The following is a 13825-nucleotide window of genomic DNA, read 5'->3' on the forward strand; positions in this document are numbered from 1 at the left end:
TGCAGCTAAAGCCTGGGTCTCACATTACCCGAAACTGGAAACTATTTGTAAATCAGGTGAGTTTATTATCCATACAATTTGCTTAAGACTGATTCGTAAACGCGTGCCATTCAATCTCGAACTAAATGCCTACAAAATCATAGTGATAGCAAAGTTAGGTCGATTCTCTACCTGAAACACTTAAACGCTACCTCCTGCTGCCTGAGGAAGGCTTCGGCGTGTTCGCCTTCCAGCATGGCCATGGTGGCCAGCATGCCGGCGGTGACGCAGTTGGGTGCCAGGACGGTGACCGAGCGTGGTGCCTTGACTACCGGGTAACCGGTTTGGGGATCTATGATATGGCCGAATCGCTGGCCATCTCTTTCGATGAATCGCCGGGTATCGCCGCTGGTGGCTAATGCCCCCTGGCGGATCTCCAGCAGGGCGGCCGCACTGTCGAGTCGCTGCGGGTTTTCGATACCCACCTGCCAGGGAGGACTATCTTCCCCTTTAGCTACCGGACAGGCGATATCACCGCCGAAGTTTACCAGCACCGAAGTTTCGGGCCATTGCTCTGCAAGCAGATAAGCCACCCTATCGACGGCGTACTCTTTCGCTATTCCGCCAAAATCCAGGGACATTCCTGCTGGAAGCTGCAGTTGATGCTCGTTAAAGTTCACCCTGGAAAAGTCGACTAATGCCATGACCCGTTCGATAGCGCCTGCAGCAGGGACCTCGCCTCCATCGAAACGCCATAGCGCCATCAAGGGGCCGGCGCTGATATCGAATCGACCATCACTGAACTGATAACACTGACGGGCAAACTGCAAAAGATTCGCAGTTTCGCCATCTATGCCTGAGGCCTTCCCCCCGGTGTGATTGAGCCGCCAAAGGAGATTGCCTTCGATGAAGCGACTGAATTTCAGCTCTATGCGCGCCGCCTCGCCGCTCGCCAGCTTCATCATGGAACTGGCCATTTTTTCATCCCGGGTAGCGATCAATAGCTCACAGGGGCTCGCCATCGCGCGAAAGCTGCCAAGATATCCCCAATCACGCTGGCTCAAGACAAAGCCTGATGATTCCCTATCCTCTTGAATACTCACTCAACCTCTTCCTACCTTTAAAAGGAGTAACTCACCTGCGCAATGACCGCCTTCACCTCGGGAAACAGCTCATGCTCCTTAAGCTGCCCGACTAACTCGAAGCCACTGTTTTCAGGGTTTTGTTGGTAATACTCCAGCCGGTAGCTCAGTTCATGACCATCACTCAAACGCTGGCCCAACTTCAGCCCCAAGGTATAGCTTGTCATCTCACCGATTCGATAATCGGCGCTGGCATAGTCGGGAACAGGCTCATCAACCGAGATGAAGGGGCGATAAAAGTTGGCGGCTTGCTGCCGGTAATATCTCAGATGCAGCTGACCATAGAAGCGCCCGCCGAAGTAGTAGCGATAGTGGGTCTCCAGTGTATGTGAGTTCAGATCCCAGTCATCGGTACTGTAACGGTAGGAAAAGTCGACCACGCCGGACTCCAACGCTCCTTTCGTCATCATGTAGAAGCTGTGCTTGAGCCGGGAATCCGGACGCTTCTCATACAGGTAACGCTGAGTCGTCCCTGTGTTGTCGACCTCACTGAGAAGCTTGTAGGGATCTGTCATATAACCCGATACATCTGACAGACCATAATTCGCCTGAAGCAGCCACCTTCGGCTGAGTACCTGGGTGATACTGAGCATCAAATCCAGTGTCTGCTTCTCATCTGTTCCCGCCATACGAGTTCGTTCGAAGGCCGAACGAAACTCCTGTTCACTGTCGTAATCCTCCCTGAGCGCCATGGCAGAAAGCCCCACAGGCCTGCCGCCCACCGGATCGACATTGTCTAAGGTATAGGCCCCCGACAGCGCCAGTGTTGTATTATCCTTATTGAAGCTGCGCTCCACTCCACCATTGAGGCCTAAGGAGAAGTAATCGAACTCTTTAGAGAGGTTTAACCCCAGATCTGTCTTCAGTACCGGTGAGTGTATTTCCGACCAATTAGCGCTTATCTGCGCCCGGGTATCATGAAAGGTATCATCGAGAGGTGTTTCACCGGCCGGAGTCTGGTATTCACCGTCACCGGAGGGACGGGTGAAGGTTTGCCCCTCATTCTGGGCGACGGCACCGGAGGCCGAAGCGCCGGTCAGACTATCTACCACCAGCTTCACATCGAGCAGAGACTCATCACCGAATGCCTTCTGCACATTACCGATAGCTTCAATGGCTCTAACCCTCTCCTGCTCACCGTAATACATGATGGCGGCGTCGACCTTCCAGTCATCCGCTTTATCTTCACTGGCAGCGGCCTGAACGCTATGACCAAGCAGGCTACAGCTGGCGAGCGCCAATGCCTTAGATATATTCGGCCTGTTTTTTAGTTGCATCCGCAGCCTCCGCCGGCTAACGAACGCCCCCCACTACTGCCCTCTTTACTGAAATAGATATGATCATCGAGTGCCAGGTCCAGCTTCTCACTGTCCAGCGCCATATCGGCCCTGGCCAGCTGATCTTTTTCCCACGGCTCGACACCAAGGCTAGAGCAGGCGGATAAACCGAGAACAACGGCAATTGTGATGACTTGCTTCATGGTTCACTCCTTGAGCAGTTCGATGAGCTCATTCTCGTAACCCACAGATCTTTCTTTAAAAAATCCCTGATGTTTATGTACTAACTCACCCTGGCGGTTGAAAATATAACTGCTTGGCATCCCCAACAGGTCAAACTGGCTGGCGACATCAGCCTTAGGATCGAAACGGATATGAAAGTCGGCGGGAAAACTGGAGAGAAACTTATCGGCCGATGCCCTATCGGCATCTAAGTTGATGGCTACAATAGCCAGCCCCTGTTGCTGATACTTTTGATGCATGGCGTTCATCCAGGGAAAGGATTTACGGCAGGGCCCGCACCAGGAGGCCCAAAAATCCAGATAGACAACCCTCCCCTTAAACTCAGTGAGGCTGACCTTCTCACCCTGAAGGTTGATAACCTCATAATTCAGAGAAGGCGCAGCACTTATGCTCAGCGTCATAAAGCTCAGTAACAGCAATAGCTTTTTCATGCTCCCCCCTGAGTAATTGCTACTATCTACTCGTTAACCCGAATCAACAGATAAGCTAACCCTCGGTTTTCAACAGACTGATGATACCGGCAACATTGGAAAAGCTAAACTTCTCCATGATATCTGTGGCTCCCTTAATAAAGGTAGACTGATGCTGGCGAACGACATGGTAGACCTGAAAACAGAGAACAATATCACTTTCAGATAACCCATTATTCTTACTAGCAATAACAGCGAGATAACAGCGCATCATAAAGCAATCCAACGCAATCAACCTGAAAGCCGATTGAGGTTTATCATCAAGTGTCGACGGGAAATACTCGTGATACATGTAATACAGGAGGTAGCGCTTGAAGATATCCCCATGTTCCTCCAGTGCCGGAGCTGCGATATCGTTCCATGCCCGGTTGATTCTATCGATATCGAGGACTCTATCTTCATCTAACACCTCGGTGATGGCATCATCGATTATCCCGAACCTCTCCCCGTCGCGTCTGGGATGCGCATCGATAACCATGCCGTGAATAGAGGCGAATGCCTGCATCTGGTGTTCACACACATAAGGTAAGCTCTGATATTGCTCCTGCAAAACACCTTGCTCCACCAGTAGAGACAGCTGCTCGAAGCGACTATCCAGAGCGCTGGAGGGAGCCTCTTTCAGCCACACCTTGTCGGCAGAGTTAATCAGGAAACCTATCGAGAGCAGCGCTTGTTGCCAATTAAGCTGTTCACTCAATAGTAACTCGATGCTGTAGTCATAGGTCTTAGAGAGCCAATCCGGGCTGCTCTGGGGTGTCAGCCTTAAACCGGACTGCTTACGTTCGAATATAAAGGCATCGGAGCCAAACAGTATCAGTCTGGCCGCCTCAGGACATGAGAGGGAGAGCGTTTCATACTTATCACTCTCTCTGATATGACTCGTTCTGGGAAAGGTTCTGCAGGTTTCACCTAAGGTCTCTTCACCGGCCAGGGAGTGGATCTTACACAGCTTCTTACTGTCTAAAAACAGGCAGGCGCCCTTGGCATCGGTTCGTATCATTGCCCACTGTGCATCACTGCGTTTAATCTTCTTCATGGCCGACTTAGCCAACCCTTTCAGCTTAGGGTGGGCCATCGTCTTCTTGTAGCTTTTTTTATCGATATAGATGTTCCAGCCGATACAGCAGCTGTCTTCGCAATCCGGGCCTATACAGCTAAAATTACTGACATACTTAGGTGTAACAATGGCACTATCCATACAGACTCTCTTAAACATAAGAATGAATTATAAGATAACAAAGTCGGCCAGCGAGTCAAATGGATAAAAGCTTACAACCCCTCAATTAAATTCTTATGAGTCAACGGGTAAACGTATGCCTATCTTAGTGACCTCTCCCTGAGTCAGCTCTGAGACAATCCAATCTATTGATTGCCAGCAGAACTGATCGCCGAGTACCAGTTCATCTCCCAACTCTCTAACCAACAGCTCCCCTACAGAGATAGATTGAAACTCTTCATCGAGTATCAGACCGTATATCGGTGCCAGACTCGACAACTGAATATCGACATCGAGAAAGAAGTCACCGAAAAAGCGTGGTAACCCCTCCTGCATCGGCGCCTCACTGAAAAGGGTACCAAGGGCATCGAGATCATTTTCATGAGCCAATACACAGAGTATATCTCCGGTTTGCAGCTTAGTGCTGCCCGAAGGGTGCAGCATCTCATTGCCACGGTATAGAGCCGCTATGTGAGTCCCGACCGGCATATTAAGTCTGCGAATCGGCTCTCCGACACACCATTTATGTTCGCTGAGATGATAGACGAATAACTCCCAGTCACTCTTGGGATAGATAGCGACACCGGATCTGGAGATGGGGCTGGGCTTTATCGGCAGCTCGACCTTTGCGAGCCTCGCAGCCTTGCCTAAAGAGCATCCCTGAACCAACAGAGAGACCAAGACCACGAAGAAGGCAACATTGAAATAGAGCTGAGCATTAGGCAAGCCCGCCATCATAGGAAATACCGCTAAAATGATCGGTACCGCGCCTCGTAAGCCTACCCAGGAGATAAACCAACGATCCCGGCCAGAGAAACTCCTGAATGGCAACAGACTCAACCAAACGGAGATCGGCCTCGCAAACACTATCATACCAAATGCCAGTAACAGCGCCGGGATAGCGACCTCGGCCAGATCCGATGGGGTCAACAGCAAGCCCAAAACCAGGAACATGCCAATCTGGCTCAGCCAGGTCATACCATCGAGTACACTCAAAATAGTGTGCCTTGCCTGTATGGCACGATTACCCAGCAGTAATCCCAACAGGTAGATAGACAAGATGCCACTACCTCCAAGACTGTTGGATACGGCAAACACGATTAGGCCACCACTGAGTACCAGAACGGGGTATAGGCCGTCGGCTAACTCAATCCGGTTAATCAGTTGCCATAGCAACCAGCCCCCGGCTAAGCCCAGACACGCCCCTAAACCAAACTGTTTGATAAAGCTCATCACCATGAAGCTTGCAGACATCCCCTCTCCCGCACTCGCGAGTATGGCGATTAGGGTCACAGTCAGAAAGACAGCCATAGGGTCGTTACTGCCGGATTCGATCTCCAGGGTGGCACCCACGCGCTCGTTCAGGCGCTTACCTTTAAGCAATGAAAATACGGCTGCGGCATCGGTTGACCCCACAATAGCCCCTACCAATAGTCCCTGCAGCATATTGAGGTCGAAAAGATATGCCGCCATCATCCCGGTCAGACCGGTGGTGATGGCTACACCGAATGTGGCCATAGAGAGCGCCGGCCACAGAGCAACCCGAAAGCTGGCCACGCGGGTACGCATACCACCATCGAGCAGGATAACCGCCAGGGCCAGGTTACTGACCAGATAGGCCACGGAGTAGTCATCGAAGTGAATTCCCCCCGGGCCATCCTCTCCCGCCATAATGCCCACACCGAGAAATACCAACAGGATAGGAATACCGATACGGGAGGAGACCGCACTCAATAGCACGCTAGCTGCAATTAACATCGCACCGATTAGAAAAAAATGATTAATTGTTTCGGCGCTCACCGCAGCCCCCCTTGAAATACCCAAACCATTCTACGATACCGGCTTCTTATGCGAACTTTATCAAATCAGCATTTAATCCTGCGGACCTGAGCAGTCCGGCATAGAGCTGCCTGTAGCATCCAACTGTCAGGCACAGGATTATACAGTACCAAGCCGTATTGAAGAAATTAATTTTCATCAATAACAAGACAAAGCACAGCAAAATCACACACAGCAAATAAAAACACAAAACAAACAACAACAACCCATAAAAACCAAAGACTTAAAAAAAGAAAAAAACAAAACACCATAACAAAAAAACGCCATAACCCGCAGTAAAAGCAAGGTTAAACACATGCAATACAAAAAAAACAATCAAAGGCTTTGTTTTATAACTTAAGAGCAAATCAAGTGCACACACAATTAGTGTCAAATTAACACTGGCAGTCATTTAGACACTAACAAACAATGTCCAAATGACATCACAAGATTAATCAAAGAGCAAGTAAACAGCGCAAATACAACAACTTAAACAGTTGGCACAGCAAGTGCTATATCTCAGATGCCTGATATCAATGACCGCGCTAAGAGGAAATATGAGCAAACTAAAATTAACAGCAATTGCACTGATCGCCGTGCTAATTGCCTCATTCACTGTGCTGCTAAGTTTAGGCAGTGATATTTATCGAGAAAAACCCCCAATCCCTACGGCTTTCGTTGCCACCAGCGGAGAGACCATTTTCAGTAAGGACGATGTCGAACAGGGGCAGCTGGTCTGGCGCTCCATGGGCGGACACCAGCTGGGGTCTATCTGGGGACACGGTTCATACGTCGCGCCCGACTGGACTGCCGATTGGCTGCACCGTGAGGCGAGCAGCTGGCTTAACATCACCGCACAGTTACGTTTTCAGCAAACGTTTGACTCTCTCAGCAGCGACAAACAGGCAGGTTTAGAACAACTACTGCGTGAAGATGTCCGCCATAACACGGTTATCAGCAATGCCGACAATACGACACAGGTAACCCTATCCGCCACACGCATCGAAGCCATAGAGGAGGTAAGCCGGCACTACCTGTCACTCTTTGGTGATGACCCTGAACTGTCATCGCTCAGAGAGCAGTACGCCATGAAAGAGGGAACCGTGCCGAGTCTTGAACGTCGTCAACAGCTAAATGCATTCCTCTTCTGGGGAGCATGGGCAGCGATAACCGAACGCCCCGGCCTGGATTACACCTATACCAATAACTGGCCATTCGATCCTCAATTGGGGAACACACCGACCTCCAGCAACATAGTGTGGTCAATTCTGAGTATCGTCACCCTGATCGCAGGCATCGGTGGACTGGTTTGGTACCATGCAAGTGGTAAGCATGAGCCGCTACCGCAACCAGCCACTCAAGACCCGCTATTCTTCAAGAAGCCCACCCCCTCTCAAAGAGCTGTGGGTAAATACTTTATCACGGCCATCGGCCTCTTCCTGTTACAGATATTCCTTGGTGGGATCACGGCTCACTATGCGGTGGAGGGTCAGGAGTTTTATGGCTTACCACTGGCCGAAATTCTTCCCTATTCTGTCACCCGAACCTGGCACACCCAACTCGCGGTATTCTGGATAGCGACGACCTGGTTAGGCACGGGCCTCTATATCGCCTCGGCACTGTCCGGCCACGAACCTAAGTATCAACGCCTGGGAGTCAATGTACTCTGGGCCGCACTGGTTGTCGTGGTACTGGGCTCCATGGCCGGTGAATGGGTCGGTGTTCAGCAATACTTCGATCTGGAGATGAACTTCCTGTTCGGCCACCAGGGCTATGAATATATCGACCTCGGCCGGGTTTGGCAGGTTCTGCTTCTTGGCGGTCTATTGATATGGCTTGGACTCGTCACCGCGGCTATCCGTCCGGCGCTGAAGAATCAGGGAGAGATGGGTCCGGTTATCTGGGTACTCTACTCCTCCTGTATCGCTATCGGTCTGTTCTACGGTGCCGGTCTGTTCATGGGTAAACATACCAATCTGGCAGTCGCAGAGTACTGGCGCTGGTGGGTGGTTCACCTTTGGGTAGAAGGCTTCTTCGAGACCTTCGCCACCTCGGTTATTGCGCTCATGTTGGTTCGCCTGGGATTAATTCGCAACCGAAGCGCCAACGCAGCAGTACTCTTCACCACCTTGATCTTCCTCACAGGTGGCCTGATAGGTACCCTGCACCACCTCTACTTCACCGGTGCACCCACCTCTGTGGTTGCCTGGGGCGCCATCTTCTCGGCATTAGAGGTTGTACCGCTGGCTCTCATAGGCTACGAGGCGGTTGAGAGTTTTCGTATGCGCCAGGCCGCGCCATGGATGATCCGTTACAGATGGGCCATCATGTTCTTCGTGGCAACCGCATTCTGGAACTTAGTCGGTGCAGGTGTCCTCGGCTTCCTGATCAATCCACCTATCGCGCTGTACTTTATCCAGGGACTGAATACCACAGCCACCCATGCCCATGCCGCCTTCATGGGCGTCTACGGCATGTTAGGCATAGGCTTGATGCTGTTCTGCACCCGAGGCCTGACGGGTCAGATGCAGTGGAATGAGAAACTGCTCAAGGGCGCTTTCTGGAGTCTGAATATCGGCTTAGCCGCCATGGTGTTCATGTCTCTGCTCCCTGTCGGTATCACTCAGTTCTTCGCCGTTATCGAAAATGGCTACTGGTTTGCCCGCTCACCAGAGGTGATCCACAGCCCACTCGTCGAGACCTTGGTCTGGATGCGTGTTCCCGGCGATGTGATATTCGGCATCGGCGGCCTGTTTATGGGTCTGTTCTTCTTCGACATCATAAAGAAGGCGCTAAGCGCTAAAGCTAGTCCCGTTGAGGAGGTGGTCACAGCAGAGGTTTAAGTTGAAACGATTTGCTCACTTTTAAGGGCCGCTCGCGGCCCTCTTTTTTGATGTATTTATGACAACAGACCAAATGTCAAAATGACAACCACGTCCTACTCGGGTATCTTACCCTTTCAGAGCCAATCCAAGGCTGATTGGCCCGATGGAAAGACAAGCATTGAGTGAACGGCGTGATGCCGATTGGTAAAATAGACAATACTCACCGGAGACCTAAAGATGGCCTTGAGTCAAACAGAGCTAACCCGTATCGCACTCGATATCACCTCAGGCCTGTCTAACCGGGATCGCTTCTCTCGTCTGCTCGATATCATACGGCAAAACCTTAATTGCGACGCCGCAGCCCTGCTCGCCTTCCAGGGCCAACAGTTTATCCCTCTGGCGATAGATGGCCTCAACGCCGATGTGCTCGGGCGTCGCTTTCGACTCGATGAACACCCCAGACTCGAGGCGATCGCCCGCGCCGGTGATATCGTCAGGTTCCCCGCCGATAGCGACCTTGCCGATCCCTATGATGGCTTGATCCCAAATCAGGGAGATGAGCTTAAGGTTCACGCCTGTATCGGCCTGCCCCTGTTTGCCAGCGAACGCTTAATCGGGGCCGTCACCATAGATGGCTTCGATCCCGATCAGTTCCGAAACTTCACCAATAACGAATTGAGAAGCCTGAGTGCAATCGCCGCAGTTTCACTTAACAATGCGCTGATGATAGACAGACTCGAAAAAGCGGCGCTGCAATCACAGGATTCGGGCACTGTGATCAGTGTCGACAGCGATGTGGAGATGATCGGCCAATCGCGGACTATGCAGTCGCTCAACAAGGAGATTAAAGTTGTCGCCTCCACCGATCTTAATGTGCTCATCTTAGGTGAAACCGGTACGGGTAAAGAGCTTATCGCCAAGGCGGTGCATCAGGGCTCTAATCGCAACGCCTCCCCCTTGGTGTATCTCAACTGCGCCGCACTCCCCGAGTCGGTAGCCGAAAGCGAACTCTTTGGCCATGTAAAGGGAGCTTTTACCGGCGCTATCAGTAACCGCAGCGGTAAATTTGAGCTCGCCGACAAAGGCACCCTGTTCCTCGATGAGATAGGCGAACTCCCGCTCACGTTGCAGGCCAAACTGCTAAGGGTGCTCCAGTATGGTGATATTCAAAAGATCGGTGATGATCGCAGCCGCAAGGTCGATGTGAGGATCATCGCAGCGACCAATAAGGACCTGAAGCAGGAGATCCTGGCGGGCCGTTTCCGTGCCGATCTTTACCACAGACTCAGCGTCTTTCCGCTCATGGTGCCACCGCTGCGTGAGCGAGACGATGATATCACCCTCCTGTGCGGATATTTTGTCGAGCGATGCAGACAAAAACTGGGCATAAAGAACTTGAGCCTCAGCCCCGCAAGCCTGGGCCTGATGAAGCAGTATGATTGGCCGGGAAACATCCGCGAACTGGAGCATGCCCTGCACCGGGCCGCCGTTTTTGCTAAGGCACAAGCTAATGATGATCTGCCGCAGATCTTACCTCAACACTTTGACATGGCGGGACAAACGAATAGCAAGCAAACATCCCATACTCATGACGCTACACCCAGTTATCGGCTGCCATCCGCCGCCAGCCTTAAAGAGGCCACCGAGCAGTTTCAATCACAATATATCAACCAGATATTGGCGGAAAATAACGGTAAATGGGCGGCAACGGCGCGCCAGCTTAAGGTCGACTCGGGAAATTTACACCGCCTTGCCAAGCGGTTAGGCCTAAAAAAGCAAAACCCTTAGCGATAATTCCATTGCTCAGGTAAAACTGTTATAAAAATAGCTACCAGACCTCTGATTAAGCCACAAATGAAAAAGGAAGTTTTCTCGGTCGCCGAATCGCTCTGCGCTGCGACAGGTCGCAGGTTTTATCGCGTCATCAGAAGCCTGTTAATGCCGAACATAATCGCCTCTGCTGCACTCGCCGCAGCTCTGCCGGCAAGCTGCACGGCCCGGGCCGATGAATCAGAGTTGCGGCAGATGGCTGCGCCTCTCTATGCCACCGAGAAGCAGATAGTATTTCACCGATTAGACAATGGGTTACAACTCAGGTTACTTCCTTTGTCCGGATCGCGACTCGTCTCTGTCGCGAGTCAATTCAGTGTCGGATCCAGAGATGAAACCCAGGGACAGACCGGCTATGCCCACCTGTTCGAACATATGCTGTTTAAGGGTAGTGAAAATGCACCGGGAGACAGCTATGCCCAAACTATGAGTTCCATGAGCGGACAGTTTAACGCCTCCACCTTTTTCGATTTCACCAACTACTACCTCACCATCCCGTCCCAGGCGCTGAGACTGGGGCTCTGGCTGGAGGCCGATAGGTTTATTCGACCGGCTCTGACAGATCAAACCGTCAAAAATCAGCAGGACACAGTACTCGAGGAGATGGCGACCAGCATAGATAATCAACCCTATGTGCGTAAGGCGATGGAGTTTCTGCTGACCCAGGCTCAGGGGACCCCCTATGGTCACGCCGTGATAGGAAGCCGGAAGGACATTCAGAGTGCAACCAAGGCGTCGCTCAAGCAGTTTCATCAGACTCACTACCGTCCCGATGCCATGCAACTCACTATCGTCGGAGACATACCGCAAAACACATTGCAATGGGTAGAAGAGGAGTTTGGCGAGTGGAAAAATCCAGCTCAGGTAACGTCTCCTCCGATGCAGGTACAGTTTGAAAATAAGCCGGTACATGGGGAGGTTGTCGATAAGAGAGGTCCCTGGCCGGCACTGTTACTCGCCTGGCATACGGTAGGACAGACACACGAGGATGCCGCCGCGGTCTCCCTGCTGGAGGCACACCTGTTCCAAAACCGTTCCAGCCTGATCAGGCAGAGCGGCTTAAGCGATCCAGAGCAGCTACTCACCTATTCGGTTCCGTTATCCATGGAGCAGATGGGGGTCACCAACCTGGTTATGGTCCCCAGAGCAAAAACCTCTCTGGACAGACTGGCTGCGAATGTTGAGCAGATGATAGAGAAGATAGCCTCAGATGGGATAAGTGAAGGTGAGCTGTCTCAACTCAAGGCAAACTGGCTTAATAAAAGATTACGGCTCCTCGACAGCCCGTCACTACTTGCAAGAAGCCTCTCAGCAAGCTTAAAACAGGATAGCCTGACACCACTGACCGGCCCCTGGGAGCGCATCTATGCCGTCAGCCCGCCCCAACTACAAGCCGTGGCCCAGTCCTACTTCTCTCAAGGTTATGTCAGGCTGGATCTGCTTCCCCCCTGGTATATCAGATGGACGAAAACAGTGCTCGAGTGGTTTCCGCAGGGGCTGAGTGACACCCTGGAGGATCTCGTTCTATGATAAGGTTGAAATCGATATTGCTTCCTCTCACGCTGTTAATGCCGATGCTCGGCTGCCAGCAGACCAAGTTAGTATTCACCGACACACAAGCGCCTGTCATATCTCAGTTCGAATCCATCGAAGGCGCGCCTGAATTCAGCCCTTTTGCTGAATCATCGACAGAGGATGGAAGCGGCTCTGGCGGAGCTCAAGCCGAAGTCACGCCGCTGGCATCCAATTTCACCCTACATACGTTTCCCGCCAGCCACTCCGGACTGCACTATATCAGCTTAGTGTTAATTAATTCCCAGCGCCCCTTCAAGGATATCGATGTTCTCAACACCGCGCTCTATCACAGGGCAAACTGGTTATCGGCAATACAGCCGCTGTCATGTATCGAAAGCCTGAAGGTAAGAGCCGGGATGCACAGCATAGCGCTGCAGATGGCCTGTCCACCCGATGAACTTGAACCGGCGCTCTCGCTCTTGGCGGCAAGTTGGCAGGATAGCGCCTTCGATGAACTGGATATAGACACGGTACGCAGACAGCTAAAACTGAACAAACATATTAACGCCTATACCGGCTCTGAGATAGAGAAGGTATGGGCCAGACAGATATTAGGCAATAGCCACCCCTACAACTTAGCCCTCAACAACAAGGCGCTACAGCAAGCGCTCACGCAATCCGACTTAAACCAGATACAAGATACGATATTGCCCGGCTCCGGTTGGCACCTGCTAATCTCAGGACAGGCTTCGGAGGGGAGTGGGCGTCTCGAGGCGCTCGCTGTGCGTCTGGCACAGCGGCTCCCACACAGCCGCTCAACGCGAGCACAAACCACTATCGGCAGCGATACTGCCAGCACAGATGCAGTATCGAAGAGGCGGCTCTTTCTCATCGATGCACCGGGTGCCGTCCAGACTCAGGTCAGAGTCGGGTATCGCTTGCCGTTAGCCGATGACCCCCTCAACTGTCACACCTTGGCAAACTGGTTGGGCCGAAGCTTCTCGGGTCGATTGTACTTCGACCTGAGAGAGATGCGTGGTTTAACCTACGGCATTTACGGCCGCTGTTATGATAACCCTCAGGCGCGCACACTGAAATTTTATGGCAGTACTCAGCTTCAACATACCGGTGCCTTCGTCTCCGGCATACTGGATCACCTTAAGCTTGCGATGGATGAACCGGTACAAGAGAGAGAGCTAGGTGCAATTAAGCGCTTCGAAAAGAGTAAATATCTGCTGACCAAGCGTTCCATGGCGGCGATGCAGGCGAATTACATCAAGCGGCTGACGTTAGCGCAGGGCAGTGATGAGGTGATGCGTCAGCAACAGGCAATTGCGACCCTCTCCCCCTCGAAGTTACAGCAGATGGCTCATGGCGTCTTCAATGTCCCCCCCATGATTCTTCTGCGTGGCGATGCCGATCTCATTGTCGAAGATCTTGAAAGCAAACTTCCCGATTGGCAGATAATATTGCTCACCCCCTGACGATAAGCCTGGTCTTCACAGGCTTC

General features: G+C 51.9%; 10 protein-coding genes. 4 read left to right on the top strand and 6 right to left on the bottom strand.

What is annotated here, in order from left to right:
* Positions 1-167 precede the first annotated feature (167 nt).
* From Q1B47_RS15100 to Q1B47_RS15125, 6 genes are all read right to left on the bottom strand, one after another.
* Positions 168-1001, bottom strand: coding sequence for an FAD:protein FMN transferase (locus Q1B47_RS15100; RefSeq protein ID WP_299795518.1), 834 nt, complete (start codon positions 999-1001; stop codon positions 168-170).
* 98 nt (positions 1002-1099) lie between these two features.
* Positions 1100-2398, bottom strand: coding sequence for a DUF3570 domain-containing protein (locus Q1B47_RS15105; RefSeq protein ID WP_299795265.1), 1299 nt, complete (start codon positions 2396-2398; stop codon positions 1100-1102).
* Positions 2389-2601 carry a DUF4266 domain-containing protein gene (locus Q1B47_RS15110; protein WP_299795267.1) on the bottom strand — a complete coding sequence of 71 codons (213 nt, stop codon included), beginning with the start codon at positions 2599-2601 and terminating at the stop codon, positions 2389-2391. Before Q1B47_RS15110 ends, Q1B47_RS15105 begins: the two co-directional genes overlap by 10 nt.
* Before the next feature lie 3 nt (positions 2602-2604).
* Positions 2605-3072, bottom strand: a complete 468-nt coding sequence (locus tag Q1B47_RS15115) for a TlpA disulfide reductase family protein (protein ID WP_299795270.1) — start codon at positions 3070-3072, stop codon at positions 2605-2607.
* A gap of 55 nt (positions 3073-3127) precedes the next feature.
* Positions 3128-4309 carry a flagellin lysine-N-methylase gene (gene fliB, locus Q1B47_RS15120; protein WP_299795271.1) on the bottom strand — a complete coding sequence of 394 codons (1182 nt, stop codon included), beginning with the start codon at positions 4307-4309 and terminating at the stop codon, positions 3128-3130.
* A 93-nt stretch (positions 4310-4402) separates the two neighbouring features.
* A complete protein-coding gene (locus Q1B47_RS15125) occupies positions 4403-6127 on the bottom strand; it encodes a potassium/proton antiporter (protein ID WP_299795273.1) in 1725 nt (574 codons plus the stop codon).
* Between the two features lie 575 nt (positions 6128-6702).
* Between Q1B47_RS15125 and Q1B47_RS15130 the strand changes: the two genes are divergently transcribed.
* The 4 genes from Q1B47_RS15130 to Q1B47_RS15145 all read left to right on the top strand — a co-directional run bounded on the left by Q1B47_RS15130 (position 6703) and on the right by Q1B47_RS15145 (position 13799).
* Positions 6703-8988, top strand: coding sequence for a nitric-oxide reductase large subunit (locus tag Q1B47_RS15130; RefSeq protein ID WP_299795275.1), 2286 nt, complete (start codon positions 6703-6705; stop codon positions 8986-8988).
* Between the two features lie 219 nt (positions 8989-9207).
* Entirely contained in the window at positions 9208-10758 is a 1551-nt protein-coding gene (norR, locus tag Q1B47_RS15135; protein WP_299795277.1) for a nitric oxide reductase transcriptional regulator NorR, read from the top strand.
* A gap of 135 nt (positions 10759-10893) precedes the next feature.
* Positions 10894-12330, top strand: coding sequence for a pitrilysin family protein (locus tag Q1B47_RS15140; RefSeq protein WP_299795520.1), 1437 nt, complete (start codon positions 10894-10896; stop codon positions 12328-12330).
* Complete coding sequence (locus tag Q1B47_RS15145; RefSeq protein ID WP_299795279.1) at positions 12327-13799, top strand: insulinase family protein; 1473 nt, start codon at positions 12327-12329, stop codon at positions 13797-13799. Before Q1B47_RS15140 ends, Q1B47_RS15145 begins: the two co-directional genes overlap by 4 nt.
* Positions 13800-13825: the final 26 nt, after the last annotated feature.

The sequence above is a fragment of the uncultured Shewanella sp. genome (assembly GCF_947501225.1).
GTDB lineage: Bacteria > Pseudomonadota > Gammaproteobacteria > Enterobacterales > Shewanellaceae > Shewanella.

What these genes read in the sequence shown, in the direction of transcription:
- Q1B47_RS15100 (WP_299795518.1), bottom strand. Translation starts at nt 1,001, where the DNA reads ATGGCGAGCCCCTGTGAGCTATTGATCGCTACCCGGGATGAAAAAATG.
- Q1B47_RS15115 (WP_299795270.1), bottom strand. Translation starts at nt 3,072, where the DNA reads ATGAAAAAGCTATTGCTGTTACTGAGCTTTATGACGCTGAGCATAAGT.
- Q1B47_RS15145 (WP_299795279.1), top strand. Translation starts at nt 12,327, where the DNA reads ATGATAAGGTTGAAATCGATATTGCTTCCTCTCACGCTGTTAATGCCG.
- Q1B47_RS15105 (WP_299795265.1), bottom strand. Translation starts at nt 2,398, where the DNA reads ATGCAACTAAAAAACAGGCCGAATATATCTAAGGCATTGGCGCTCGCC.
- Q1B47_RS15130 (WP_299795275.1), top strand. Translation starts at nt 6,703, where the DNA reads ATGAGCAAACTAAAATTAACAGCAATTGCACTGATCGCCGTGCTAATT.
- fliB (WP_299795271.1), bottom strand. Translation starts at nt 4,309, where the DNA reads ATGGATAGTGCCATTGTTACACCTAAGTATGTCAGTAATTTTAGCTGT.
- norR (WP_299795277.1), top strand. Translation starts at nt 9,208, where the DNA reads ATGGCCTTGAGTCAAACAGAGCTAACCCGTATCGCACTCGATATCACC.
- Q1B47_RS15110 (WP_299795267.1), bottom strand. Translation starts at nt 2,601, where the DNA reads ATGAAGCAAGTCATCACAATTGCCGTTGTTCTCGGTTTATCCGCCTGC.